General features: G+C 63.9%; 21 protein-coding genes and 1 pseudogene. 15 read left to right on the forward strand and 7 right to left on the reverse strand.

From position 1 onward, the window contains the following. The first annotated feature begins 146 nt into the window (after positions 1-146). Genes ACZ1I5_RS18070 through ACZ1I5_RS18090 form a run of 5 tightly spaced genes read left to right on the forward strand, consistent with a single transcriptional unit; the run spans position 147 to position 4,578 of the window. Positions 147-791, forward strand: a complete 645-nt coding sequence (locus ACZ1I5_RS18070; protein WP_465170629.1) for a phage connector family protein — start codon at positions 147-149, stop codon at positions 789-791. Further along, positions 791-1,795 carry a ubiquitin-activating E1 FCCH domain-containing protein gene (locus ACZ1I5_RS18075; protein ID WP_465170630.1) on the forward strand — a complete coding sequence of 335 codons (1,005 nt, stop codon included), beginning with the start codon at positions 791-793 and terminating at the stop codon, positions 1,793-1,795. The genes ACZ1I5_RS18070 and ACZ1I5_RS18075 overlap by 1 nt, the downstream gene beginning before the upstream one ends. Beyond that, a complete protein-coding gene (locus ACZ1I5_RS18080; protein ID WP_465170631.1) occupies positions 1,792-3,570 on the forward strand; it encodes a phage tail protein in 1,779 nt (592 codons plus the stop codon). The genes ACZ1I5_RS18075 and ACZ1I5_RS18080 overlap by 4 nt, the downstream gene beginning before the upstream one ends. Positions 3,571-3,625: 55 nt before the next feature. Then, positions 3,626-4,024 (forward strand): hypothetical protein, encoded by a 399-nt coding sequence (locus ACZ1I5_RS18085; protein ID WP_465170632.1) that lies wholly within the window; start codon positions 3,626-3,628, stop codon positions 4,022-4,024. Next, positions 4,024-4,578: a virion core protein, T7 gp14 family gene (locus ACZ1I5_RS18090; RefSeq protein ID WP_465170633.1), complete on the forward strand. Its 555-nt coding sequence runs from the start codon at positions 4,024-4,026 to the stop codon at positions 4,576-4,578. The genes ACZ1I5_RS18085 and ACZ1I5_RS18090 overlap by 1 nt, the downstream gene beginning before the upstream one ends. A 5-nt stretch (positions 4,579-4,583) precedes the next feature. Here the strand turns inward: ACZ1I5_RS18090 and ACZ1I5_RS18095 are convergent, their stop codons facing one another. From ACZ1I5_RS18095 to ACZ1I5_RS18115, 5 genes are all read right to left on the reverse strand, one after another. After that, positions 4,584-5,522 (reverse strand): glutaminase, encoded by a 939-nt coding sequence (locus ACZ1I5_RS18095; protein ID WP_465170634.1) that lies wholly within the window; start codon positions 5,520-5,522, stop codon positions 4,584-4,586. A 40-nt stretch (positions 5,523-5,562) separates the two neighbouring features. Beyond that, positions 5,563-6,729, reverse strand: coding sequence for a cytochrome P450 (locus tag ACZ1I5_RS18100; protein WP_465170635.1), 1,167 nt, complete (start codon positions 6,727-6,729; stop codon positions 5,563-5,565). 59 nt (positions 6,730-6,788) lie between these two features. Continuing rightward, a complete protein-coding gene (locus ACZ1I5_RS18105; RefSeq protein WP_465170636.1) occupies positions 6,789-8,393 on the reverse strand; it encodes a Dyp-type peroxidase in 1,605 nt (534 codons plus the stop codon). Beyond that, complete coding sequence (locus ACZ1I5_RS18110; RefSeq protein ID WP_465170637.1) at positions 8,375-10,009, reverse strand: hypothetical protein; 1,635 nt, start codon at positions 10,007-10,009, stop codon at positions 8,375-8,377. Before ACZ1I5_RS18110 ends, ACZ1I5_RS18105 begins: the two co-directional genes overlap by 19 nt. A gap of 349 nt (positions 10,010-10,358) precedes the next feature. Then, positions 10,359-10,973 (reverse strand): class I SAM-dependent methyltransferase, encoded by a 615-nt coding sequence (locus tag ACZ1I5_RS18115; protein WP_465170638.1) that lies wholly within the window; start codon positions 10,971-10,973, stop codon positions 10,359-10,361. A 158-nt stretch (positions 10,974-11,131) separates the two neighbouring features. On the opposite strand from ACZ1I5_RS18115, the gene ACZ1I5_RS18120 reads away from it, so the two are divergent. The 5 genes from ACZ1I5_RS18120 (at position 11,132) to ACZ1I5_RS18140 (ending at position 14,865) form a co-directional block, all read left to right on the forward strand. Further along, positions 11,132-13,489 carry a GDSL-type esterase/lipase family protein gene (locus ACZ1I5_RS18120; protein WP_465170639.1) on the forward strand — a complete coding sequence of 786 codons (2,358 nt, stop codon included), beginning with the start codon at positions 11,132-11,134 and terminating at the stop codon, positions 13,487-13,489. A 234-nt stretch (positions 13,490-13,723) separates the two neighbouring features. Then, entirely contained in the window at positions 13,724-14,029 is a 306-nt protein-coding gene (locus ACZ1I5_RS18125; protein WP_465170640.1) for a hypothetical protein, read from the forward strand. Next, the gene (locus tag ACZ1I5_RS18130) at positions 14,029-14,391 is read left to right on the forward strand and encodes a tlde1 domain-containing protein (RefSeq protein ID WP_465170641.1); all 363 of its coding nucleotides are present in this window, start codon (positions 14,029-14,031) and stop codon (positions 14,389-14,391) included. The genes ACZ1I5_RS18125 and ACZ1I5_RS18130 overlap by 1 nt, the downstream gene beginning before the upstream one ends. Then, positions 14,388-14,624, forward strand: a complete 237-nt coding sequence (locus tag ACZ1I5_RS18135; RefSeq protein ID WP_465170642.1) for a hypothetical protein — start codon at positions 14,388-14,390, stop codon at positions 14,622-14,624. The genes ACZ1I5_RS18130 and ACZ1I5_RS18135 overlap by 4 nt, the downstream gene beginning before the upstream one ends. 1 nt (position 14,625) lies before the next feature. Continuing rightward, on the forward strand, positions 14,626-14,865 hold the full coding sequence (locus tag ACZ1I5_RS18140; RefSeq protein ID WP_465170643.1) for a hypothetical protein: 240 nt from the start codon (positions 14,626-14,628) through the stop codon (positions 14,863-14,865). A gap of 1,039 nt (positions 14,866-15,904) precedes the next feature. On the opposite strand, the pseudogene ACZ1I5_RS18145 reads toward ACZ1I5_RS18140, so the two are convergent. Further along, positions 15,905-16,024 (reverse strand): annotated as a pseudogene (locus tag ACZ1I5_RS18145) (IS481 family transposase); the annotation flags it as partial. Between the two features lie 147 nt (positions 16,025-16,171). Between ACZ1I5_RS18145 and ACZ1I5_RS18150 the strand changes: the two are divergent. The 3 genes from ACZ1I5_RS18150 (at position 16,172) to ACZ1I5_RS18160 (ending at position 20,109) form a co-directional block, all read left to right on the forward strand. Continuing rightward, on the forward strand, positions 16,172-17,239 hold the full coding sequence (locus tag ACZ1I5_RS18150; protein WP_465170644.1) for a glycosyltransferase family 4 protein: 1,068 nt from the start codon (positions 16,172-16,174) through the stop codon (positions 17,237-17,239). Positions 17,240-17,301: 62 nt separating this feature from the next. Then, positions 17,302-19,119, forward strand: a complete 1,818-nt coding sequence (locus ACZ1I5_RS18155; protein ID WP_465170645.1) for an acyltransferase family protein — start codon at positions 17,302-17,304, stop codon at positions 19,117-19,119. A gap of 561 nt (positions 19,120-19,680) precedes the next feature. Then, positions 19,681-20,109 carry a ribose-phosphate pyrophosphokinase gene (locus tag ACZ1I5_RS18160; protein WP_465170646.1) on the forward strand — a complete coding sequence of 143 codons (429 nt, stop codon included), beginning with the start codon at positions 19,681-19,683 and terminating at the stop codon, positions 20,107-20,109. 155 nt (positions 20,110-20,264) lie between these two features. On the opposite strand, the gene ACZ1I5_RS18165 is transcribed toward ACZ1I5_RS18160, so the two are convergent. Continuing rightward, positions 20,265-22,199: a CocE/NonD family hydrolase gene (locus tag ACZ1I5_RS18165; RefSeq protein WP_465170647.1), complete on the reverse strand. Its 1,935-nt coding sequence runs from the start codon at positions 22,197-22,199 to the stop codon at positions 20,265-20,267. Positions 22,200-22,482: 283 nt separating this feature from the next. Between ACZ1I5_RS18165 and ACZ1I5_RS18170 the strand changes: the two genes are divergently transcribed. Continuing rightward, a complete protein-coding gene (locus ACZ1I5_RS18170; RefSeq protein ID WP_465170648.1) occupies positions 22,483-23,628 on the forward strand; it encodes a cytochrome P450 in 1,146 nt (381 codons plus the stop codon). Next, positions 23,625-24,629 (forward strand): methyltransferase, encoded by a 1,005-nt coding sequence (locus ACZ1I5_RS18175; protein ID WP_465170649.1) that lies wholly within the window; start codon positions 23,625-23,627, stop codon positions 24,627-24,629. Before ACZ1I5_RS18170 ends, ACZ1I5_RS18175 begins: the two co-directional genes overlap by 4 nt. Positions 24,630-24,639: the final 10 nt, after the last annotated feature.

The raw sequence follows: 24,639 nt of genomic DNA on the forward strand, positions 1-24,639 counted from the left end.
GTCAACTGCCCTGTGCATGCCAAGGCGCCAAAACAGGGGGATTTTTCCGGTTTCGAGCGACGTTTTGCTGCGCGGCATGCTGCAGGCGAAAAAGGCTCCTCCGGCGCTTGATTCAAACTCCGTTCCGGCCGGCCTAAACACGGCGCATGGCCATCAGCATCACCATCTGCAACCTCGCCCTTGGCGAGCTTCGGGCACCGCCCATCGCCGATATCGACGAGCCCACCACCGAGGCGGCGGAGTGCCGGCGTTATTATGCGCATTGCCTCAAGCTGCTGCTCGAACGCTTCGACTGGAGCTTCGCCACCAGGATCACGGCGCTCGCCGAACTCAGCGTCAATCCGCGGGCGAGCGAATGGGCGCATGCCTATGCCCTGCCCGCGGATTTGGCGACCGCGCAACGGCTCGTGCCACCGGTGGGTGGCTGGCCGGCAGGGTCAGTGAACCTTCCCGCGGTGCCTGTGCTGGCCCAGCCCTTCGTCATCGAGGACGGCGTGCTGTTCAGCCAGATACGCGGGGCGATCCTGGAATATGTCACGCGCAACGTGACCGAGGCGGCGATGCCCGGCCTGTTCGCCGACGCGCTTGCCTATGCGCTCGCCGCCCGGCTCGCCGTGCCGCTGCGCGACAGCCGCGAGACAAAGGGGCAGCTGCTCCAGCAGGCCGAAGTTGCGGCGCAGCGCGCCATTGCCGACGATATCAACCGCCAGCCCAATCGCGATGCGCCCTCCCCCGATGATATCGCCGCAGTGCGCGGCGCGGGCGCCGACTGCACGATCGGGGGTCTGTGATGCCGCTGCGCACCGGACAGCCGAATTTCTCCAAGGGGGAACTCGCCGAGGACCTGATCTCCCGCGTCGATGTCGCCGCCTATGCGACGGGGCTGCGTCGCGCACGCAACGTCGTGATCCTCAAATATGGCGGTGTGACCAAGCGGCCGGGCACTCGCTTCGTCGCAGAGGTGCACGACGCCACGGCCCCGGTGCGACTGGTCCCGTTCCAGTTCTCGCTCACCCAGACCTACGCGCTGGAAATGGGTCAGGGCTATATGCGGCCGGCGGCGCTCGGTGGCATGGTGCTGGAAGAAAAACTGACGATCGAGAGCATCACGCTGGGCGCGGCAACGGAGATCGAGGCGGCCTTCCATGAATATACGGTCGGCGACCGGGTCTATTTCTCCGGCATCGCCGGCACGACCGAACTCAACGGCATGACGGGTCGCGTTACAACGGTCGGCGACAGCAGCCATTTCACCGTGGATATCGACTCCACTGGTTTCACCCCCTTCAGCGCCGACACCGGTGGGACCGTCCGGGCCGGACCACCGCCACCCCCGCCTCCTCCACCCCCAGTCCCGCCGCCACCGCCGCCGCCACCGCCGCCTGATACCGGGGGTGGCGGATATGGCGGTGCGCCGGGCGGCGGCTGGTGCGTTGTCGACGACACGCCGGTTCGGATGGCCGGCGGCGAGGAGAAGGCGGCGCGGCTACTCAAGGTCGGGGAGCTGGTCCATACCCGGCATCGCGACGGCGCTGGCGATTGGGGTAATTATCCCGTCCGGACGATCGAACTTTCGTGGCAGCCAGTGTTGAAGGCCGCGGGCTTCCCGCGCGCCACGGCGGAACATCGTTTCTGGATCGACGGCGCCTGGGTGCGGATGGACTCGATCGGCGAGCCTGATGGGGAGGCGTGGGTCGCCAAGATCAATATCGCCGACGCGCACACTTATGTCTCGGCGGGTATCCTGTCGCACAACAAGGATGCCAATCCGCCAGAAGATAGCGGGCCGGCATGAGCGTCGCCCGTCTCTGTCGCGTCGGCTCGCCCTATAATGGCGCGGAGCTCGCCGAGGCCGATTTCGAACAATCGGCCGACACGATGTATCTCGCCCATATCAATCACGCGCCGACCAAGCTGGTGAGGGCAGGCCATACCGACTGGACCTTCTCATCGGTCGCCTTCGCGCCGACGATCGGCGCGCCGACCGGGCTGACGGCGACCGCATCGTCGCCAAATGTCGATGCCGCCAATGCCGGCAATGCCTATTTCCCCCAGCCGGCGACCTATGTCGTGACCGCAGTCGATGACCTCTCCGGGCAGGAAAGTCGGGCATCGGCTCCGGACACAGCGACCAACGACCTGACGTTGAAGCGCAACAGCAATGCGCTGGCGTGGTCGGCGGTAACCGGGGCCACACGCTACCGGGTCTACAAGGCCGATAACACCGCTGAGTTCGGCTATATCGGCATGACGACGACGACCAGCTTCGTCGACGACAATATCGGGCCGGACTATTCGGACGGACCACCCGTGGGCGAAAATCCCTTCCCCGGCGCTGGCGACTACCCCTCGACGGTGACCTTCTTCGAACAGCGCCTGCTTTGGGGTCGCACGAACAATCACCCGAACGCGATCTGGGGTTCGCGCTCCGGGAGCTTCGAGAACATGGATATCTCGCGTCCCCTGAAGGCCAGCGATGCCCTTTCCTTTGCCCTGGTCGCCGGCCGGGTCAACGCGGTGAACCAGCTCGTCTCGATGAACAACCTGCTCGCGCTCACCTCCGATTCCATCTTCAAGATCGAGGGCGGGCAGAATGGGTATATCACCGCGACCGATTTCGTCAGTCGGCGCCAGAACGGGCGCGGATCCTCGAGGCTCTCGCCCCTGGTGATCGACAGCGTGTGTTTTTATCAGACCGGGGTCGGCAACGGGATCCGGACCCTCGGCTACACCTTTCAGACCGACAGCATCGATTCGAACGACATCACGATCTTCTCGCCGCACCTGTTCCGTGGGTTCGACATCAAGGCCTGGGCCTATGCGCAGGAACCGCGATCGGTGATCTGGGCAGTGCGCAACGACGGCAAGCTGCTCTGCTTCACCTGGGAGCAGGAACAGCAGGTTTGGGGCTGGACCCTGTGCGAGACGGACGGGACCGTCGAGAGCGTGTGTGTCATATCGGAAGGGTCCGAGGACCGGCTGTACCTGACCGTCCGCCGCGGTGAAAAGCTGTTGATCGAACGGATGGCGGCCACGCGCTGGGATGCGGTCGAGAATAGCTGCTTCCTCGACAGCGCGGTGACCTATCAGTTCGACGAACCGCAGACGATGCTCCGCAATCTCGGCCATCTCGAAGGGAAGACGGTCTCCGCGCTCGCCGATGGCGGCGTCGTCACGGGCCTGGTCGTCTCGAACGGCGTGGTTGAGCTCGATCAACCGGCGGTCAAGGTGACGGTCGGGCTGCCCTATACGGCGACGATCGAGACGCTGCCGCTCGCCTTTCAGGGCCAGGCCGGCTGGACGATCGCCAAGCCGCAGATTCAGGCCAAGGCAGTCATCCGGCTGATCGACAGCCGCGGCGTGAAGGCAGGGCCGACCGACGCGGCGCTGGAGCCGCTGCGATCGCGCATCAACGAGCTGCCCGGCCAGCCGCCCGCGCTGATGACCGGCCTGTACGAGACCTATCTGCGCGCCGACATCAATGGCGGCGCGCGCATGGTGGTGCGATCCGACGATCCGCTGCCGATGACCGTGAGCGCAATCTATCTCGACCCCTCCGTCTCCGAATAAGCGGATCGCGCTGGTCGGCGCCACGCCCGTCCATGTCGGCCCGATCGCGTCACGGATGCGCGCGGCCGATGTGACCGAATGCGCGGCGATGGGACATACGCCGCGCCAGGCGTTGCGGGCGGGGCTGCTCTCGTCCTCGCTGTGCCTGACGGCGATGGTCGACGGACGGCCCGAGGCAATGGTCGGGCTGGTGGTGACCAATGCGTTGTGCGGCGAAGGGTCGCCCTGGATGCTCGGCAGCGACGCGGTCTACCGGCACCCGCGCACGATGCTGCGCTGGGGGCCGCGCATCCTGTCGGCGATGTTCGATTCAACTCCCGTGCTGGAGAATCTAGTAGCGGAGGACAATCACCGCGCCGTCCGCTTCCTGAAACGGATCGGCTTCACCATCGGAAAGGAGCCGATCATGATCGCCGGCACCCGCTTTATCCAATTTTCCCAGGAGCGCCGCTGATGTGCGAACCCACCACAGCCCTGCTGATCGCCTCGACCGCCATTTCGTCCATCGGCGCCGTGACCGCCGGCATCGGCCAGGCGCAGCAATATCGCTATCAGGCGCAGATCGCCGACCAGAATGCGCGCCTCGCCAATGAGCAGGTGCGCGATTCGATCGATAACACCAATATCGAGGCGCAGCGCCGCTATCGCGAGATCGCGCAGATGAAGGGCGCGCAGACCGCGGCGATGGCTGCCAATGGCGTCGACCTCAATTTCGGATCACCCGTGACCATCCAGAAGGACACCGCGATGATCGGCGCGGAGGATATCGGCCAGATCTACAAGGGCGGCAATGAGCGCACACGCGGCTTCGACATCAACGCATTCAACTACCGGTCCCAGGCGTCGGCCAACCGTGCGCAGGCGAGCGGTGCGCTGATGAAGGGGATTTTCGATGGGTTGTCGACGGCGCTGGGTGGAGCGTCCCAGGTTGCGGGGATGAAGAACCCATTCGGCAAGAAAGCGCCGCGTTTTCGCGATGAGGGCCGGGGGGCGTCAAACAACGGCTAAGCCCCCTACTCGGTCGGAGTCTCGAACACCGACCAGCCAGTTCGTTGGACCAGCCGCTCGAGCGCCAATGCCCCCAGCTGCGACGTACCGCGCGCGTTGAGTCCCGGCGACCATACCGCGATCGATGCCTTGCCCGGCGCGATCGCCAGGATGCCGCCACCGACGCCCGACTTGCCGGGCAGGCCGACGCGATAGGCGAACTCGCCCGAGCCGTCATAATGGCCGCAGGTCATCATCAGCGCGTTGATGCGCCGTGCGCGCTGCGTCGAGACGATCGAGTGACCGGTCGCCGGGTTGACACCGCCCGCCATCAGATAACCGCCGGCGCGGGCAAGCTGATGGCAGCTCATCGCCAGCGCGCATTGGTGGAAATAGACACCCAGGGTTCGTTCGACCGGCTGGCGGACATTGCCGAAGGCGCGCATGTAATTGGCCAGCGCGAAATTGCGGAATCCAGTGTCCTGCTCCGCCCTTGCAGTGCGTTCGTCGATGAAGATGCTGTCATCGTCCGCCAGCGACCGCACGAAGCGCAATATCTCGCCGATCGCCTCGATCGGCTCGTGCGCGCCCAGGATCATGTCGGCGACGACGATCGCACCGGCATTGATGAACGGGTTGCGCGGGATGCCGGATTCGGTCTCGAGCTGGACGATCGAATTGAACGCGCTGCCCGACGGCTCGCGCCCGACCCTGTCCCATAGCCGGTCGCCGATCGCACCCAGCGCGAGCGTAAGGCTGAACACCTTGGAAATGCTCTGAATCGAGAAGGGTTCGTCGGCATCGCCTGCCCTGTGGCTGGTGCCATCCGCCTCGATCACCGCGATCCCGAACTTCTTCGGGTCGATTCCGGCAAGGCCCGGAATATAATCGGCCACGATGCCGCGGTCGGGCGCATCCGCCATTTCGGCCGCGATATCGGCGACGATCGTTTCGAGGGAAGCCATGCGCGTTGTTAGCGAGCCCGGCCCGCATAATCACGCAGCTTCAGTCGAACTCCACCGTCAGCGATTCAGCGAAAGCGCCGCTCTTGCGCAGCTTGCCCGCCGCGCCCGGCGCCCGGCGCAGATTCTGGCGTTTCAGCAGCGGCTTCAGCATCAGATGAAGCGTCGCGTTATTGATGTGGATGCCGAAGCACTGATGCAGCCCATAGCCGAAATGGATATATTCATGAGGCAACCGGCGCGGATCGAAGCGCTCCGGATCGGGCACGCGGCGGCCGTCGCGCATGCCCGAGGCGAACGCGGCGATCACCGTCGATCCCGCCGGAACGCGGGTCTGGTGTTTCGTGCCGCTGGCGATCGTCCAGTCCTCGAGCGCGACCCGCGGCAGGCCGGGGGCGAGTGGATCGAAGCGCATCGCTTCACGCACATAGCCGGCCAGCAGCACATCGTCGCCGGCGCGCGCCGCCGCCTGGGCGCCTTTCAATGCATCGGGGCGGCGCAGCAACTGCTCCATCGCCTGCGGCACGACCATCGGCGGCTGAGGCGGCCCACCGACGATGAAGCCCATCAGCGCGGTGCGGATCTGCGCGTCGCTATAGCCGGGCTCGCCCGCCTCCTGCAGTTTAAGGCAGCGGCCCAGCACGTCGTCGGCACCGGGTTTCCCACGGCGTTGCTCGATCTGGCCCTGGATATGCGCGCGGAGCGCCGGGGCGATCACCTTGACCTCTTCGACCAGCGGCTCGTCGCTCGCCACGAACTGATATTCGAACAGGCGCGTACCCCAGACGCGCAGGTCGCCGCCGGTGGGCTCGGGCACGCCAAGATAGGCGGCGATGAAATCGAAGGTCACGCGCCGGACCAGCGTGTCGACCACCTCGACCCGGCCTCCCGCTCCGGCCACGATCGCCTCCGCCCGCGCCTCGACATCAGCCGCCAGGCGGGCAAGATCGCCCGGACGCACGACCTTGCGCATTGCGGCGGTGTCCACCTGATATTGTGGCGTGTTCGCCATGCCGAGGAAGAAGGGCTCGCCGCCCATGATGACGTCGAGCTTGTCCTTGTAGATCACGCCAAAGGCCGGATCGGTCGCGAATACCTCGCGTACATCGTCATAGCGCGTCGCGACATAGGTCTTGCCGAAATGGGGGATGGGTTTCAGCCAGCGCAGCAGCCTGAAGAAGAACGGCATCGCCGCCATCGCCTTCGTCATGAGCCAGCGCTTGAGGCCCTTCGGCCCCGGCCGCAATACCTGGGTTGAGGACAGGATGCTCATAGCAGCGCCAGATACTGGAGGGCCGGCATGCTCGGCAGGAAGAAATAATCCCCGCCCGCCATGCGGATGAAGGTGTCGACATCGACGATCCGGCGCAGCGGCTTTTCGCGGATCGTCATCTTGCCCTTGGGGCCGACCAGCGGATCGGTCTCGTCGAACAGGGTCGCGAAGTTCGGGTTGAGCAGCCAGGTCTGCTGCACGAACTCGAACTGACGGGCGATGTCGGTGTTGAGGCAAATGAAGAGCAGCCCGCGATCGACCCCGTCCTCCTTGGGCGGCACGCTGATCGTCGCGCCATATTTGCGGCCGCGGCGCAGGATGCGATGGTTGTTCGCCGCATCGAGCAGGGTCTGCTTGTCGGCCGGCGTCGGCGCGAGACCGTCGCGCGGGTTGGAGCGGCGCACATGCGATCCGGCCGGGCAGCCCACACCGTGCAGGTCGCGGTCGAAAAAGCCGAAATCATTGTCCGGCATGTCATAGGCGTCGGGCTGCAGATAGCCGGCGGGACAGAGAAGATCGCCCTTGGTGTTGCGGCCGACCACGCGCTCGGCAAGCCAGGTAGTGGTGACATGCGCCGAGCCTTCCGGATCGCGCGCGCGGATGTGCGCGGCATTGTCGCGCATTGATTGCCAGAAGGCGACGACATCCTGCTTCAGCTCGCGCACGACCATGTAGCTGCCGTCGAGCCCGAAATCGAGGAAACCCTCCGCCAGCGGGTGCGGTGGCAGGCCCGCGGCCTGACCCTTGTCATCGTCGGGCACGACCGGCCCGGGCGCCTTTTCGTGATGGCCGTTGGTGTGGCCGAACAGGATCTCGCCGAGCGGGACCCCGTTCCAGTAATCGCGCACCGCGGGCGCCCCGGTGTTGAGCACGACTGCGTCGTCATCGAAGGGGACAGGCTGCGAAATGCCGTCGGCAAAACCGAAATGTTCGCGCGCGACGCCCTTGTCGTCGGGGCGAAGATCGAGCGGCAGGCGATGGACCACCTGAATGTCGTGCGGCTTCAATGCCGCCTCGACCTGTTCGGCCCAGGCCTCGGCGCTGTCCTCATCCTTGTCGTAGAGCAGCAGCAGGGCGTGGACGGTGATCGGCGTGACGATCTGTTCCTCGCGGTGCCCAGTCGAGGTCTTGGCACTCGACTGGGCTTCCTCGACCGTGGTGAGGGCGCCGCGTTGCCGCGCGTTCGAGCTCCATTTCGGCCCCCCTTCGATGACGGTGCCGAGCCACTCGCCCTTGCGCCGATCGCCGAGACGACGGAGCCGGTCCTCCTGAAACATGCCCTCGCGGAATGGCGCCGCGAAGGATTCGAGCGCCGACTTCGGCAGGTTCATCTTTTCCAGGCCGGCATAGGCGAAGGCGATGGCGGTCGCCCGCGCGTCGCGCCCATCGGCGTCGGTGACGGGGGCGAGTTGCTCCACCGTCTTGAGCCAGGCGCCGCTGCCCTTCCCCTTCCAGGTGAATTCGAGAAACAGCGCCCGCCCGGTCGGCAAGGAAGCGAAGCCGCTGACCACCAGGCCCTGAGTCAGGGTGCAGTGCGGCGCCTTCAACTGCCAGCTCGGCGGTTTTTTCCGCGGCGTCCCGCTCACAGGTCGTTGATCCACGCGGACGCCTCCTTCGTGCTGAGCGACGGCTTGCGCAGGCCGTTGGCGATACGGTTGTTGCGTTCGACCTGGTCGACGGTCAGGTCGCTATAGGCGCTGTACCAGAAGCGGCTGACCGCCATGGAATGCCGCGCCCAGGCCTTGAACTTGCGGCCGTGGCTGGCGCCGTCCTGGATGAGGAAACGGGTCGCCGGAAAGCCCACGCCGCAGCCCCAGGCAAGGGTCAGGCCGACATGCGCCTTCTCGATGAAATCATCGAGATAGCTTTCCCAGCTCTGGTCGAAATTGCTGAAGAACATCAGCCGGCTGCCATTGTTGACGAACGCCCAGTGCGCGAAATGCACCGTGCGCATGCTGCCGAGATAGCCGCGAATGCCGCTGTTTGGCATGGCGCGCAGCACCAGGCCGAGCCCGTGATGGCCGGCGCGCACGATGAGCGTGCGCAGCACGCCCGGCTTGATCAGCACGACAGAGCCCATATGGTTCTGCGGAATCCAGTCCTCGCGCTGCGCCATCTGGCGCACCATCTCCTCGTCGATCGGCGGCGCATCCTGCGAGGAATCGCGCCGTTCGAGCCAGCGCAGCCAGCACAGGATCAGCAGCACGGAGAAAGGCACGCTGAGCACGCCGAACAGCGTGATGCGCGGCGCATGATCCTTTGCCTCTGCCAGCGGCAGGCCGGTCATCAGCGAGATGGTGATGGTGATCAGCGGGGCGAGCACGGCATAAAGGATGCCGCCGACCAGGATCAGGATAAGGGTCTGCGGCTTGAACAGCGCGCTGATCAGGTTGAACTTGCCAGCCGTGTCAGTGCCGGGAAGCGGCTCGCGGATCATGTAGAGGCGGATGCCGCAATAGAGGATGCCAAAGGCGAGCAGCAGGTAGAAGCGGTTGTCCGGCATCATCGGCGCGAGGATCAGCCCCGGCAGCGCGAGCGCCAGGAAGACGAGCAGGGCGAAGCCCGCCACCTTCAGATAATCGCCGCAGCGCGTGAGGAACGGAACGCGGGCCGGCGCGCGTTCGGCGAGCCAGGGAAAGGCCGGCAGCAATGCCGAGCGGAGATGGCGGTGGATCTCGACCGGGGTAACCTCGCCGCGATAGGGGCTGGGACCCGTGCCATTGGCGGTCGCGATCTCGGTCCGGGTGGCGCGGAACAGGTCGCGCTCGGTCAGGATCCGGTCGCGGGTCATGCCGCGATTGCCGTGGTGATAGACGCTTGGTTCGAGCGAGCGCGCCTGGAAATAGGGCGCGACCGGCGCACGGGAATCGGGCGCGGTCACCGCATCGTAGAGCGGCCCGCACGGATCGAGCGGACGCTTGCAGCAGCGCAGCATGGCGCGCAGATCGGCCCCGATCGCTGCCTCGAGCTGGCCCCAGAATACGCTCGGCCTGCCGTCGAAATTGGCCTCGAGCACGAACAGCGGATCATAATCCTCGCCGGGGAACACGCTCATCGAGAGGAAGTGGACCGAGGGCACGCCCGCCATGAACCCGGCATAGTCGCCGGCCGTGCCCGTCGTGCTGCCGCTGTCGTGCAGCCGGTCGATCAGGGCGGAGAGCTTGTCATGGCTCTCCGGCTTGACCTCCAGCGCCACGGACAAAGTCGTTTGTCGCATCCGGCCGCTCCCCATCTTCGTGCCACCGCCCATGTCTGGACGACATAGACCTAAGGAACCGTTCCCGCCCCGAACGTTTCGCTCCCGACTCGGCCTTCTACTATGTCACAGCTTTGGAGGACGCACAGACAAACGCAATAATAGGTCGAATTCTGGATCTATCTCCGGCTGGCGCCGATTGATTCAACCTACGCCGTCCCCGCCCTAAGCCCCTCCTGAACTCAGGAGGAGCGCATGGCCGCCACTTCCCGCAATACATGATCGGCACGCTGAGATGCCGACAGTCCCCACGAAGCGGAACCGGGTCGGCATCGCCGGCGTGACGGATGCGAAAACTCCAGCCCGGCGACTATCCGTGCGCGAGCGGCCGGTGGGCGACAAGGACCATGCTTTTCCACAGGAAAGGAAAGCGACCGGTCCCTCGAAACCGCACCACTTCGAATCCAGCATCGGCGAGAAGCTTGCTTAGCGTTTTCCGACTCCAGAACTTGATATGCCCGCCGTGCCAATGCGCGGTAAAATGGCTGTCCCATTTTCCGGCCAGCGACAGCACCAGGTTCTTCAAATAACCATGATACGGTGTGCTAATGACAAGCTTTCCGCCCGGATTAAGGGAATCAAAGCAATATCGGGCCAGTTCGTGCGGGGCGTAGAGATGCTCGACAACCTCAGTCGAACAGACCATGTCAAACGTCCCCGGCGGCGTATCGCTGAAAAGGGAGACGTCGAACCGTATCGACGGGAACATTCCGCGCGCAACGCTGACGCCACCCTCGTCGCCGTCGACGCCCATGGCATCAAAGCCTTCTTCTAGGAGCCGCGCGACGAGCTGCCCATTCCCGCACCCGACATCAAGGATAGTTCTGGCGTGAGCCTGCCGAGCCTCACTCAGAACGATTTCGTGAAGATAGGTGGCGGTGTGAACTGGCGCCCCGGTCCAATTATAATCTGCAGGCTTGTTCATCCGCCGACGATATCAGAGCGATGAGCAATGCAAAAGCGGGGTTCTAGCATCTTAGCCTCGCTTATAACCGTAGCGGTTGCCGAGCTTCGGACAATCCGCGGATCGATTCAAACCTTTCCCCGCACCCCTTATGCCTCCTTCATCACAGGAGATGTCGCGTGGCCGCAATCAGTCCGAATGTTTCGAGCGCCCCCCAGTTTGGGACCGGCTCGAAAACCGATTTCACCTTCAACTTCTCGGTCGTCGCCGCGACGGACGTCGGCGTCTATGTCGATGGGATCCGCAAGGCCTATGGCGCTGACTTTTCGGTCGCCTTCGGGGACGTTTCCGGCACGGTGACCTTCACCACGGCCCCGGCCAGTGGGGCGGCGATCCTCCTCGTTTCCGAGCCGGACTTCCTCCAGGCCAGCGAGTTTGCCGATCAGGGCGCCTATAACCTTTCGACGGTGAACACGATCAATCGGCGCGCGGCAATTCGCGATTTAGTGCTCAAAGATGCGGCAAGTCGAGCGCTGAGATTTCCCCGTGGGACGGAGGCGGCGGATCTTCCTGCTCTCCCTCAAAGCGAAACTCGCGTCCTCGGATATGGTCCGGGGGGCTTCGTTTGGGCGCCCAACGATGCGGTCACAGTCGCCAGCGATGTGGCCCGTTCGGAGTCGGCGGCGATACGGTCTGAGCAGGCTGGCGCGCAGGTCGCCGATGATCGAGATGCGATCGAAAGCCTTCTTGCCTTCCAACCCCGGCGGGCCGCAAAGCCGCTCGATACGGCGGTCGTATCCTCGACCGTTTTGATTTCGGACCCCGATCTTGCCGTGCCACTTGGCGCGAATTCGTTGATGATCCTGCGTGGGCACATCAACTATTCCGCGTCCAACGCCGGTGACATGAAGTGGCGGCACATTGGGCCTCCGGCTCCCACCAGCGTGCAGGTGAACCGCAATGCCCTGGCGCCTGGCGCGAGTGCCTATAGCGGCATCTCGGTCGACACAGTCTACAGCGCTGCCGATATCAGCATCGACGGTGCCTCGGGTTCCGGTTCCATTGAGTTCAGCGCGACGATCCACAACGGTCCGACTGCGGGATTCTTCACCTTCAAATGGGCACAGAACATCTCAGACGCGACGGCGACGATCGTCAAGGCGGGAAGCTATATTGAATATATCCCGCTCGCGACGACGGCGTTCTTTACTTTCGCCGACACTGCTATCGCTAAACTCGGGGACTTCACGGGGCCGACGCTCTCGGGCGGCCACAATGTCGTGCTTTTCGTGCAATCGTCCGGCATCAGCAACAGCTACGTTGAGACGATTATGGCCGGCACAGGGGCCGATGCGCTGCTGTTCGCGGGCACCTATACCATTACGGTCGATGGAGTAGCGTCCACCTTTACGGCGCCGGCGGGATGGTCCTATGTTCCCTTGTTCAATGGGCTTCCGGATGGGCCGCATCGTGTCCGGATCAAGGGGATCGCGATTGACAGCGATATAGCTATGCGGGTGAGCGGGACGGCCCCTAATCTCGCGCGGCCCGCGGATATTGCCAATTACTATCGTGTCCACGACGCCGCCTACGCCTCCTATATCTCGAAGGATGGCGCTCCGGACAATTTCACCGGCAACTATACTCCGTCAGCCGGCACCAGCTACTTCAGCACATCATGTGGAGAGGGGCATCGGTTCGGTGCCACGACCACGAGCGTCAGTGCCTGGCTCTATTGCGTAACGGGCGCGAGCCGCGTCGAGTTGCTGCGCGACGGTGTCTCGCTGGGCGTAATCACCCTTCCGAATCTGTCGTCCATGGAACGTGTCACCTTGGCGACTGGCCTTTCCGGCACGCATGAATATGAAATCAGGCCCATCGATTCCGGCCGGTTTTTCTATTGCTTCGCTATCCTAGTCGACACGCTCACCGCAGCAGCGCACGCGAACAAGAGTCGCTATGTCTGGTACGGCGACAGCAACACCGAAATGCTGGCCGGTGAAGATGCGCGCACCCATGCGTCCTTCCTGCTCGCCAAGCGCCGGGGTTGGGCCAATATCCGACGCGGCGTGGGCGGGCAGAAAGTTTCGACCTGGGGCCGGGATAACACAGCCTTGGTGACCTCGGGCCTGTCGCAGGCCGCCAACATCATCGTCAACATGCTCGGTGTGAACGATTATTATTTCTCGACCCCACTCGCGACGCTGCAAGCCGACTATACGGCTATGACGGCAAACCAGCGCGCGGGGAACGCGACGGCACCGATCGTCTGCCTCGGCATCCATAACCACTACCGAGCGCGGTTCGATGCCACACCCTATTCGGATGCGGACCGCGTCGCCTACAACGCCCGCATTCAAGCAGCGGTGGCCGCGCGAGTGGCCGCCGGCGACACCAACATCTTCTATATCGACACCTCTGGCTGGATAAGCACCACGCCGGACCTACACCTGCGCGACAGTGTCCATTTGAACGCCGCGGGCTGGATCCCTTTCGAAGCCGCCCTCAACAGCGCGCTAATCGGGCTCGGCCTGTGATTATGGCGCCGCGTTCGCCCCGTAGTACTCAATACAGGCTTGCCCATTCGTGGCTGGCGGGCGCTTTCCACAGTCGAGACACCGGCCTGCCGCGTTATTCCGCGCCTGGTCCTCTTTCATCTCGCGCACAGCTTTCGCCCAAGCTTGGAAAGGCGCCGAGAGAGCGTGCCGTAGGGTCCGGAGCATGCTCTGAGCGTATACCCGCCCCGCTCCCTTGCAACGAGGAGGCGCACGATGACGGTCCCAATTGATACCACAGGTATGATGCTGGGCGAGATGAAGGGTCAGCTACGGGAGCTCATTCACAACGTCAGCAACATGGCTGCAAAGATCGACAGCCTGACAGAATGGCGCGGCGGGGCCGCCGGCCTGCCCGCAAAGATCAAGGATCTCGAAGAGCGGGTTGCGAAGCTCGAGGCGGACAAGAACCGGCGCGATGGCGCCATGGGCTTCGGCGGCTGGCTGCTCAAGTCGCCGGTGATCGGATGGCTGGCGACGGCGGGCGTCGCGCTGTGGGCTCTGCTGAAAGGGAAAATGTGATGTGGAGATGGGACCAGTCCGCTGGCGAACTCTGGAAGGATGGCACGTTCGTGTCGAATGGCTATTCGGGCCGCAGCCGCGGCGTGAACAATCCAGCGCTGCAGGACAGGTCGAGCATCGGCCCGATACCGCGCGGCCGGTGGCGCCTGACGGAGGTCCGGGACAGCCCGAATACCGGGCCGTTCTCGATCGTGCTGGAGCCCGCGCCGGGCACTGACCCGCTGGGCCGCACCGCTTTCCGGATCCACGGCGATAACCGCCTGGGCAACCAGTCCGCGAGCCAAGGCTGCATTGTCCTGCCGCGAGCCATCCGAGAGCGCATCTGGGCAAGCGAGGATCACGACCTCGAGGTAGTGAAATGACGCCACGTGAGCAGCTGATAGCCTATCTGTCGACGCTCGGCGCGCTGGTGATCGTCTTCACCGTCGCGGTGCTAGCCGGCATCGCCAGCGACGCCGTCATTGGAAAAATGGAAACCTTCGGCCTTGGCACGATCACCGGGGGCCTGATCGGCGTCCTGCGCATCCCGACCTCCCGATCCTCCGTCGCCGCGACCGATGGCGGCGACGTCAACCTCACGACAAAGGACCAGTGACTTGAAGGTACTCTTCTTCCTTGGTGGCCTGCTCGCTCTTTCCGCGTGCGTCTCCGATCGCAATCTCTCGAGCTATGTCTGTTCACACCAAGTGTCGGTCCGGCTCTCGGCCGTCACGACGATCAATGCTGCTGGATCGATCAAAGACCTGGTCGCGCGACAGGCTGCAATCGACGGCGCGAAAACGACGCTCGCCGCGGTTGATGCCTGCCCGCATCCGGTGTCTGCCGATCATCCCTGAGATCGCACCGCCGCCCGATGCAATCATATCCAGGATCGCTCCACCGAATTTGCCGACATGCTTGGTAAAGAACGCGGTTCAGGGATAATCCAGAACACGATGAATCTCACAGTAGCGACTTCTATAGATCGGCCCTGTCGACGCCGGCCTCTCACCACACTCTTCGCATAACCCCGCCGCGCGTCGCTCGCGCTCGACTTTTGCATCCTGTCGGTATTGGTGCGCCGGCGCTTCCCAAGCCTGCACGAAAGCAGCGAATAGCGCTTCAACGTCACCGTCGATCCTCGCCGAACAAGTCGATCCTCTGCCTTCTACCGGCACGACGGTGATCACGGGTCTTTCGTCCCCGGTACTTCAGAATTAACCACGGAATCACAATGAGGGTGGCCAATACAATCAGGACGACAAGGGACATGGTCGCCGGGCTCACCGGCGCGCTAGCTTCACCCGTCGGGTTCAACGCTCCGACCTGAATTACGACTCTCCTCACTCACGCAACACCGGGTAGCATACGCACGCGGCCGTCACAGGTACAGTCGCATCAGACCCGTAAAACTACCACCTCGACCGTTCCATAACGCGTCGGGATTCCGCTGGTCTGCCCTTCGCGGGATGTGCGGCGGCGCGAAAGGCACGCGAGTGCTAGGCCTTGTCGCGCGGGCTCAACCTATCGAGCAGCGACCGCTCAAAACCAAATGAACACCGCTGCAGAAATCGCAAGGATCATCAACGGCCCCAATATATTAATCCCGAGATTACTTACTGTCGAACAATTTACGGACGCCGTCACAGCGTAGGCGTCGTGGACAAAGGGTATCCACAGTTCGATTGAAGCGAGAGCGACGAAGCCGAGGTAGGGCTCTTTGGTTTTGTCGTAGCGGGTGGCGACGCGCCGCCAGTTCTTGAGCTTGCTGAACAAGCGCTCGACGAGATTGCGCCAGCGGTATTTTTCGCGATCGTTCGGGATGGGTATGCGACAATTGCTCTCGGCGGGGATGACCGCCTCGACGCCAGCCGCGGCGATCTCCGCGCGGATGCCCACCGTCTTGGGGTTCACGCCGTAGCGGGTGGCAAGGGCTCGGGTGCTCCTTTTCGACGCTTGGAACTCGGCTCGAAGACACAGCGTCGTGCGGGCGCTGCCGTGAAGAACGCTTGCCATAGGGCATCCTCCTCCTGACGATTCAGGATCGAAGATGCGCCATCAGAGTCCGGGTCTACACAACTAGGGTGGCTGAGGTGCAATCGAGGTGGAACGCTAGATGTCCGCCGCTTGTCGGCCATTGGGCGCGATGGCATACGCCGCATCATGACCGCAGCCAGATCCATCGTCCACGTAATGCCGCCCGAGCCCTTCGGCGGCCTTCAGACCCTGGTCGTGGACCTAGCTAAGGCGCAGAAGGTAGCGGGAGAGAGTGTCAAGATCATACTCTTAGCCCATTCGGAGCGGGTAATCGCTCGGTGCGAGGATGCCGGCATAGAGGTCGTTGCCTTGTCCGGCGGCAAGGTCGGCAAGTCCGCGCGCTTGAAAGCAGAGCTGCGAGCTAATCGCGGCGCGATAATCCATAGCCATTGCGAGCCGATCTGGGCATCGCCGATCCTTGCATCTTACGGAAAGCGTTGGGTTTCCCACCTTCACGTATATCCAAAGAGTGGCCCGCGCGATCTCGCTATCAATCTGGCGCGGCGTCTTTGGGCGCGCAGGTCGATAGCTATCAGTCATTCGGTAGCCGATGAATGGGCTGATCGGCGCCTTGTCACGCCCCGCCGGCTAGGCGTCGTTCACAACGGGATTGACCCGGGCAAGTTCGCTTCACCACCGAAGGACCGGCACAGCCCCTTTACGGTCACGTTCCTGGGTCGTGCCGAGCGAGAGAAGGGGCTTTTCGACTTTATTGAAATCGCAGACCAATTGCGCGACATGGCCGACTTGAGGTTCTTGCTAGCAGGCGAGGGCAGCGACCTTGACGAAGCCCGGCGGCGCATCCTCGATAGAGATCTGACGCAAAACGTTTCCGTTCTCGGCTTCGTGACCAAACCGGAAGAGGTCTGGCAGGCGAGCGATTTGCTGTTGATGCTATCAAGCCGCGAGCCCTTCGGTCTGGTCGTCTTGGAGGCTTTAGCGAATGGGGTTGCCGTGCTGGGCTATGACACCTCCTCCGGTGGAAGCGAGGTTATGGCGACGCTTCCTGGATGCACTATGGTCGACGTCTTCGACATACCGGCTCTTGTGGCGCGCGTCCGAGAGGCAGCTCAAGATCCTGAGCTACGGAAACGCGCGCTTTTTGGCCGCGAAATTATGACCGCACGGGGGTACACCATTGATCGCATGGCCGCAGGCGTGATGGCTCAATATGCGGGAGCGGACCTCGCTTAGCGGAACGCTACACCTTCCTCGCTCCTGCAATGGTCGCTATGCGCGTGGACGAGGGGGACACGATGACGCATCTTGAGCCGGACGGCCCTGCGGACGGTCAACCGCGTTGGCAATATTGGCCGGAGATCGACGGACTTCGCACCGTTGCGGTTCTGTCCGTTTTTCTCTTCCATCTAAAAAGATCTATCCTGCCTGGCGGGTTCGTGGGCGTCGACGTATTCTTCGTGATTTCGGGCTATCTAATTAGCTCGATTCTTCTTTATGACATCGCTCGAGACCGCTTTTCGATCGCTCGCTTCTATCAGCGCCGCATCTCGCGGATTTTCCCAGCACTGATCCTAGTGGTCTTAGCGACGTTCGCAGCAGGCTATTTCATCTATTCAGCGCAGGATCTCGCCTCTGTCGGCGTGAGCAGCGCGGCTGCGGTTCTCTCGGTCATAAACTTCAAGCTCCTGTCACAGGGGAGCTATTTCCAGATTTCGGCCGACGCGCAGCCGCTTCTTCATTATTGGTCGTTGGCCGTTGAGGAACAGTTCTACGTCATCTTCCCGATCTTTTTGTATTTCCTGATGCGCTTGGTCAGGCGACCGCTGGCGGTCCTGCTGCTTATCGCTGCCGTAAGCTTCGCGGCTTGCGTCTGGCTCACACCCATCCGTCCGACATGGGCATTCTACCTGCTCCCAACGCGGGCATGGGAGTTGCTGATCGGCGCAAGCTTGGCGCTGTACCGAGCGGAGGGCGGCAAGCTGGAAGCAAAGAGCGCAGCAGGGGCCGCTTGGATCGGCGCCGTGATGATCGCTCTCGCGGTCGCAACGTTGAATGAAGGCGCTGGGTTTCCAGGATGGATGGCCGCCCTTCCAGTCCTCGGCACAGCGTTGCTTATCGCCCCCGTAGGTGAAGGAGGCCCGGCACCATTGCGGCTCCTTGCGCGGCCTTGGATGGTAGCGATCGGCAAGCGGTCATACTCCCTGTATCTGTGGCATTGGCCCGTCTTTTCCTTTGTCGACTACGAGATGTTCCAAAGCGGCGAATTGGGCAGGACGGCGGTCAAGGTTGCAGTCACACTAGTGCTTACCGAGACGAGCTATCGCCTGGTGGAAACGCCGGCGCGCGCGTTCCTCAACAACCCTGGGCGCCGCTGGCGCCTGTTCGGCGGGACTGTTGCGGTGATCGCCGCAGTCGCGGCTGGCGGCGTGTGGCTACGAACCTCGCTCTACTATGACGTGCCTACGCGCCTCATTCCCCGCGGGGGCTTTGTTGTCGCCGGCGGCAACAAGGGCAGCATCCTCCTGTCTGGCGATAGCGAGGCGGCGATGTACGGCACCGAAATCGCTGAGATCGCCAAAGAGCATGGGCTCACGCTTTACGCAGTCGGCGCCGCCGGGAAGAACCAGTTGCCGGACGCGGCAAACACAAGCTGGCCGACAGTGGCGAGGCTTATGGCTGAGAAGAAACCCGACTTGGTCGTGCTTATAGACAATTGGGCCGAAAAAATGAGTGGCCCGGAGGTGTTGCAGAAAACAATCGCGACTTCGCTAACGCACACGAAGCATGTAATCGTTGTCATGCAACCCCCAATATTGCCCGACAATGTGAATAGAGAGAACATCCGAAACGGCTTACACGCGCCCTACCTTGAGCCGCTGAGTGCGCGACGAAAGAGGATAGCGGCACTTACGACAGCATCCGGATTTGCTGGCAACCGTGTGACGGTCGTTGACGTAGCTAACCTCTTTGCCTCGCCTGACGGCGGGGTGCAGATACTGGCTCCCGACAACAGGCTGGCGTTCTTCGATTCGCGGCACTTATCTGATAGCGGAACTGCAATGACGCATGCGTTGCTTGATGCTGCGATCACGAAGGGATTGGAGCGCCGGTAAGCCGGGACCAATCGGAATATCCCAGGCATTTTGTGCTGGGCCTCCTTCACCGCTGCCGCGTCCCGTGCTTCGCACCGGCTGACGACCAACCGCATCAGCATAGCGGCCGGTCGCGATCTCCAGCTGCCCGGTTTGCTGTTCAAAGCCGGATTGTCATGGCCGGGCATCGTCATGGCCATCGGGCAGCTTCGCGCTCTCCGGCAGGGCGACGGGCGGAACACCGTCGAGCCAGCTATCGGGTCGCCTTCCAATAAGGGCGCTACAATACCAGCAGTCGACAAAATGTGTGGAGCCCCCTCTCGAAATTACGCTAATGTATCGAGCCGCTTCCCCGTTTTGTCAAAGAGCTACCGTTCGAATGTCAGGGATGGCCGGACGCCGCGGCTGGCCATCAGGTCGTTTCGCGGGCAGCCTGCGCACGCCCCGGACCACTCGCTCGTCGGCATAATGGCTGACATATCCGCACAAGGAATTGGCCGCGTCGATTGCCCGATCTGCAATCGACCTGCCCGAACAATAGGCCCTCGCGAAGCGAAACGCGATGCGCCATCATCCACGGTGATGAGCAAACCGCGCACTGCCCTGGACGGCCCGGCCCACCCGCCCTCTCCCGCCGATGATGCGATCGGCGACGTGGCGCGCGTCCGTGCCATCCTGATCGCCTCGGCCAAAGCTGGCGAGCCGATCAGCTATTCGCATTTGCTGGCCGAGCTGGGTCACCGGTTCACCCGGCCGAAAATGCGTGCCGTATGCAAGACGCTCGACGCGATCGACAGCGCGGGCGCCGCCGCGGGCGAGCCGGGACTGGCGGTGCTGGTCGTCCGCGAATCCGACGGGCTGCCCGGCCAGGGCTGGTGGGTCGGCGGCATCGCCATGCGGCATGGCTATGATGGTCCCTGGACGGGCGGGGAGGCGCTGGCGTTCGTGCGCGGGTTGCAGGAGGAGGTTTTCGCCTGGTGGTCATCGGAAAATCGAGCGTCGCGCGACTAAGCACCGGCGTGACGGCGGGCAGTCCCGGAACGCCCGATCATCCGTTCAAGCCCGCGGATGTGCGCCGGCCCCGTCCTTCGGAACACCGTCGCCCCTGGCCAGGCGCGCGCCGAGCCGGGCGCAGGCTGCGATCTGTCCGCCGGCGGCGCAGGCGGTTACTCCGCCCCGGACACCACCGGCAGCCACACCGCGCTCGGCGTCGCGCCGCCGCGTTCGATCGTCACGGTCGCTTTCTTGTAGTCGGTCTTCTTCGCATAGAAGATGTTCGGCACATAAGTCTGCGGGTTGCGGTCATAGAGCGGGAACAGGCTCGACTGGATCTGGACCATGATCTTGTGGCCCGGCTGGAACACATGGTTCACCGCGGGCAGGCGGAACTTGTACCGCTGCACCTTGCCCGCCGGGATCGCGCTCGGCCTGGAAAAGCTGTCGCGATACCGGCCGCGGAAGATGTCGAGGCTGACCGCGAGCTGATAGCCGCCCATCGTCTTGTCGGTCGCGACTTCGTCCGGATAGACGTCGATCACCTTCACCACGAAGTCGCCGTCGGTGCCGGTCGTCTTGGCATAGATGTCCGCCATCGGCACGCCCGACACGGTGACGGGGCTGGTCAGCACCGGCGTCTCATAGGTCAGCACGTCCGGGCGGCCGTCGGCGTGGCGCTGGTCGCTCACCAGCCAGCTCTGCCAGCGGCCATCGCCGAAATTCACCGGGCGCGGCAGATGCGGCACCGGCTTGGCGGGGTCGGAGACATAGGAGTCGTCGCCGACCACGGGCTTGTCGAAGCTGAGGCCCCAGTCGCCCGCCATGTAGATCGGCTTCATCGGCGCGGCGCAGCCGGTGTCGCAGGCGAGCGGCCATTTGTCGAACCGGTCCCATTTGTTCTCGCCGGTATTGTAGAAGGTCACCGCTGGCGGGGTGAAGGCGGGCGCGCCGTCCTTCAGATAGGCGTTGAAGAAGGGCAGCAACACGTCGCGCCGGGCCTGGAGCGCGGTGTCGCCGTCGAACTTGAGCACGCCCAGCGACGAGCCGTTATAGTTGAAGCCGCTGTGGCGCCACGGGCCCATCAGCAGGAAATTATTGCCGCCATGCCCGACCTTGTTGAGCTCCTCCCAGGCGTGGATCGCGCCGTACATGTCCTCCTGGTCCCAGATGCCCTGTTCCCACAAAGTCGGCACCTTGGAGGGCGCGGCGGCGAGCAGCTTGTCGAGCGCCTGGCCCGACCAGAATTCGTCATAGGCCGGGTGCTGCGACATGCGATTCCAGTATGGCAGCTGGTCGAAGCCCGACTGCTTGGCCCAGTCGCCCGCCGAGCCGACCTTGCGGAAGGTATCGTAATCGTCCCAGGCGGGTGACGTCGCCGACTTGCCGGCGGCCTTGTAGCCGGTCTGCGAGGCGAGCCAGCCGATATTGGTCAGGCGGAACGCGCCGTAATGGAACCAGTCGTCGCCCATCCAGCCGTCGATCATCGGGCTCTCGGGCGCCGCGACCTTCAGCGCGGGGTGCGGGTTGAGCAGCGCCATGACGACGGTGAAGCCTTCATAGCTCGACCCGAGCATGCCGACCTTGCCGTTGGACTCAGGCAGGTTCGCCTTGTTCACCAGCCAGTCGATCGTGTCATATGCGTCGGTGACATGATCGGTCTTGGTCTTGTTGAGTGGGCCGATCACCGGGCGGGTGACGATATAATCGCCCTCGGAGCCGTATTTGCCGCGAATGTCCTGGAAGACGCGGATATAGCCGTTCTTGACGAACAGTTCGTCGCCTTCGGGCAGCGTCGAGATCATGTTCGGGCTGTCCATCCGCACCACGCGGCCCGAAGCATTATAGGGCGTGCGGGTCAGCAGGATCGGCGCGTTCTTCGCGCCCTTGGCGACGATGATGACGGTGTGCAGCTTCACCCCGTCGCGCATCGGGATCATCACGTCGCGCTTCTCGTAATTGTAATTCACGGTGGGCGGCGTGAATTTGGCCGGGATGTCGCCGCCCGGTGCCGAGACATCCCTGGCTGGCTCGGCAGTCGGCGTCGACTGAGCGACCGCCATGGAGGAAAGGAGCGTCGTGGCGAGAAGCGCGAACCCGAACCGCATCAGCAAATGTCCCTTGTTATTTTGTGTCCCGAATGTGTGGAATGGCGAAGGCTGCTCCACCGTGTCAACCCGGTGCGACGGTGATGCCCCAACCGACCGCGACGGCCGCCGCGCCCCGCTCTATCGCGTCACTGAAAAATGTCAGTGACGGCGTCACGTTCCCCAGCGCGTTGCGGGATGGCAGGCCGATCTATATCGACACCATCTGAAGTATCGCGGGCATATGCTGCCCTGGCCGACCGCGGATCGCCTTGGGCGGGGGGCAACGAAAGGGGGAAGGTCCATGAGGCGATATGTCGCCGCCGTCGCGCACCGCGTACGGCCGCTGTTGCGTCGCCCGCCGCCGGCAGCGCCCCCCCTCTCGGCGGCGACGATCGACCTGCGCGCGCCGCTCGTCGTCGGCGATCCGTTTCCGTATTACGAGGCGCTGCGGCGGGAGGGATCGGTGCTGTTCCTCCCCTGCCACGATTATTGGATCGTACTGGGGCATGAGGCGGTCCGCTCGGCCTTTGCGCGGCCCGAGCATTTCTCCAACGCGCCCTATCGCGATGTTGACGCCGTGCTGCTCGCCGCCGATCCGCCGGGACAGACGGCGATGCGGCGCACGGTCGCCAGGCTCTTCTCCCCCGCCGTGACGGCGCGGTTGGAGGAAACGGCCTCGCGGCTGGCCGATGCGCTGGTACGGCCCGAGCTGGACATGGTTTCCGACTTTGGCATCCCGATCAGCCGGGGCATCACCGCCGACCTGCTCGGCCTCGACGCGGTGGGGGTGGAGGATATCGTCGCCGCCGAACTGCGCTCCATGGACACAGCCGATCCTCTCGCCGATTTCATTACGAGCCTCGATGCGATGGCACACCGTTCCTCGATGTTCGGCGCGCTGATCGAGGCGCAGGTTCCCGAGGCGTCGGCGCGGAGCCTCGTCCGGCTGATGTGGCTGGCCGGCACCACGACAACCCAGCGCGTCATTGCCCGCGCGGTTCTGCGCATGATCGAGGACGAACGGAACCAGCAGTCGCTCCGCACCGATCCCACCCTGGTCCGGCCGTTCGTCGAGGAAGTGCTGCGGCTCCACCCGCCCGAGCATATGGTGCCGCGTGTGGCGCGGGCCGATGTCGAGCTTGACGGGGTGACCATCCCGGCAGGCGCCGAGGTTCGGCTGTGCTTGAGCGCGGCCAACCGCGATCCAGCGCAGTTCGAGCAGGCCGACCGGCTTCGGCTCGATCGGGGCAATAGCCGGCATTTCGCGTTCGGCTCCGGCGCCCATGCCTGTATCGGGGCGCAGATCGGCCGCGCGACGGTCAATATCGCGGTCGCGACCCTGTTGCGCCGCTCATCGACCCTGCGGTCGCTCCACCCGCTCGACGAGATACGCTATTTCGCGACCGAGACGGCGCTGTCGCCGGAAAGCCTTCAGGTGGGACTTTGACGGGCGGCAGCATCCGTGCTCAGGTGCTCGGCCTGGCCGGCGCCCATATCGTGGCGCGCGCGGTGCAGATAGTCGCCGACATTGGTTTTGCCGACATGCTGGAACATGCGCCGAAGACCGCGGCGGAACTGGCGCGGGAAAGCGGCGCCGACGAACTCGCGGTTTATCGACTGCTGCGCTCTCTGACCGGCCATGGATTCTTTGCGGAAGGACCGGACGGGCGCTTCTCGCTTGGCCCGCTCGGTGTGGCGCTGCGGTCGAGCGATGCGAGCAATCTCCGCAGCGCCGTCCGCGCGCTGGGGGTGCCGGGCATGTGGAACGCGGTCGGCAAACTCTCCCACAGCATCCGGACGGGGCGTTCGGCGCTGCTCGATGCCCGGCCGCGCGCAATGTACGATCATGACCGCGCCGACACTGCGCGGCAGGTGCGCGAAACGATGATCGGCTTCCATGGCGATGAGCCGGATGCGATCGTTGCCGCCTATGATTTCGGCCCCATCCGCCGGATCGCCGATATCGGCGGCGGCGCCGGCAATCTCCTCGCTGCCGTCCTGCTCGCGAACCGCCATCTCGAGGGGGTTCTGTTCGACCTGCCGGCCAATGCGGAGGCCGGCCGTGCGTCGATGCAGCGGCTCGGGCTGGACGAGCGCTGTCGGGTCATGGGCGGCGATTTCTTCGAAGCGGTGCCCAACGGGTGCGATGCCTATCTGCTGTCGCACGTCCTGCATGACTGGCCCGAGGAACAGGCCCTGAAGATCGTCGGGAATTGCCGCAGCGCGATGGCGCCGGATGGCCGCCTGCTGATCGTCGAGGACGTGATCGCCGATGACGATCAGGGTATGGAAGGCAAGGCGTTCGACCTGCTCCTGCTCGCGACCGTCAACGGACGCGTTCGCCGGGCCGGGGAATATGCCGATTTCCTGGCACGGGCGGGTTTCCGGATCGAGCGGATCGTGCGTACTTCGCTCGACATCGCCCTTATCGAGGCGGTGGCGACATGACACGAGGCGC

Source organism: Sphingomonas sp. BL-S-30 (assembly GCF_055521475.1).

Coding starts and splice junctions, on each gene's coding strand:
- ACZ1I5_RS18070 (WP_465170629.1), top strand. CDS start 147: ATGGCCATCAGCATCACCATCTGCAACCTCGCCCTTGGCGAGCTTCGG.
- ACZ1I5_RS18075 (WP_465170630.1), top strand. CDS start 791: ATGCCGCTGCGCACCGGACAGCCGAATTTCTCCAAGGGGGAACTCGCC.
- ACZ1I5_RS18080 (WP_465170631.1), top strand. CDS start 1,792: ATGAGCGTCGCCCGTCTCTGTCGCGTCGGCTCGCCCTATAATGGCGCG.
- ACZ1I5_RS18085 (WP_465170632.1), top strand. CDS start 3,626: ATGCGCGCGGCCGATGTGACCGAATGCGCGGCGATGGGACATACGCCG.
- ACZ1I5_RS18090 (WP_465170633.1), top strand. CDS start 4,024: ATGTGCGAACCCACCACAGCCCTGCTGATCGCCTCGACCGCCATTTCG.
- ACZ1I5_RS18095 (WP_465170634.1), bottom strand. CDS start 5,522: ATGGCTTCCCTCGAAACGATCGTCGCCGATATCGCGGCCGAAATGGCG.
- ACZ1I5_RS18100 (WP_465170635.1), bottom strand. CDS start 6,729: ATGACGAAGGCGATGGCGGCGATGCCGTTCTTCTTCAGGCTGCTGCGC.
- ACZ1I5_RS18110 (WP_465170637.1), bottom strand. CDS start 10,009: ATGCGACAAACGACTTTGTCCGTGGCGCTGGAGGTCAAGCCGGAGAGC.
- ACZ1I5_RS18115 (WP_465170638.1), bottom strand. CDS start 10,973: ATGAACAAGCCTGCAGATTATAATTGGACCGGGGCGCCAGTTCACACC.
- ACZ1I5_RS18125 (WP_465170640.1), top strand. CDS start 13,724: ATGACGGTCCCAATTGATACCACAGGTATGATGCTGGGCGAGATGAAG.
- ACZ1I5_RS18130 (WP_465170641.1), top strand. CDS start 14,029: ATGTGGAGATGGGACCAGTCCGCTGGCGAACTCTGGAAGGATGGCACG.
- ACZ1I5_RS18135 (WP_465170642.1), top strand. CDS start 14,388: ATGACGCCACGTGAGCAGCTGATAGCCTATCTGTCGACGCTCGGCGCG.
- ACZ1I5_RS18150 (WP_465170644.1), top strand. CDS start 16,172: ATGACCGCAGCCAGATCCATCGTCCACGTAATGCCGCCCGAGCCCTTC.
- ACZ1I5_RS18155 (WP_465170645.1), top strand. CDS start 17,302: ATGACGCATCTTGAGCCGGACGGCCCTGCGGACGGTCAACCGCGTTGG.
- ACZ1I5_RS18160 (WP_465170646.1), top strand. CDS start 19,681: ATGAGCAAACCGCGCACTGCCCTGGACGGCCCGGCCCACCCGCCCTCT.
- ACZ1I5_RS18165 (WP_465170647.1), bottom strand. CDS start 22,199: ATGCGGTTCGGGTTCGCGCTTCTCGCCACGACGCTCCTTTCCTCCATG.
- ACZ1I5_RS18170 (WP_465170648.1), top strand. CDS start 22,483: ATGAGGCGATATGTCGCCGCCGTCGCGCACCGCGTACGGCCGCTGTTG.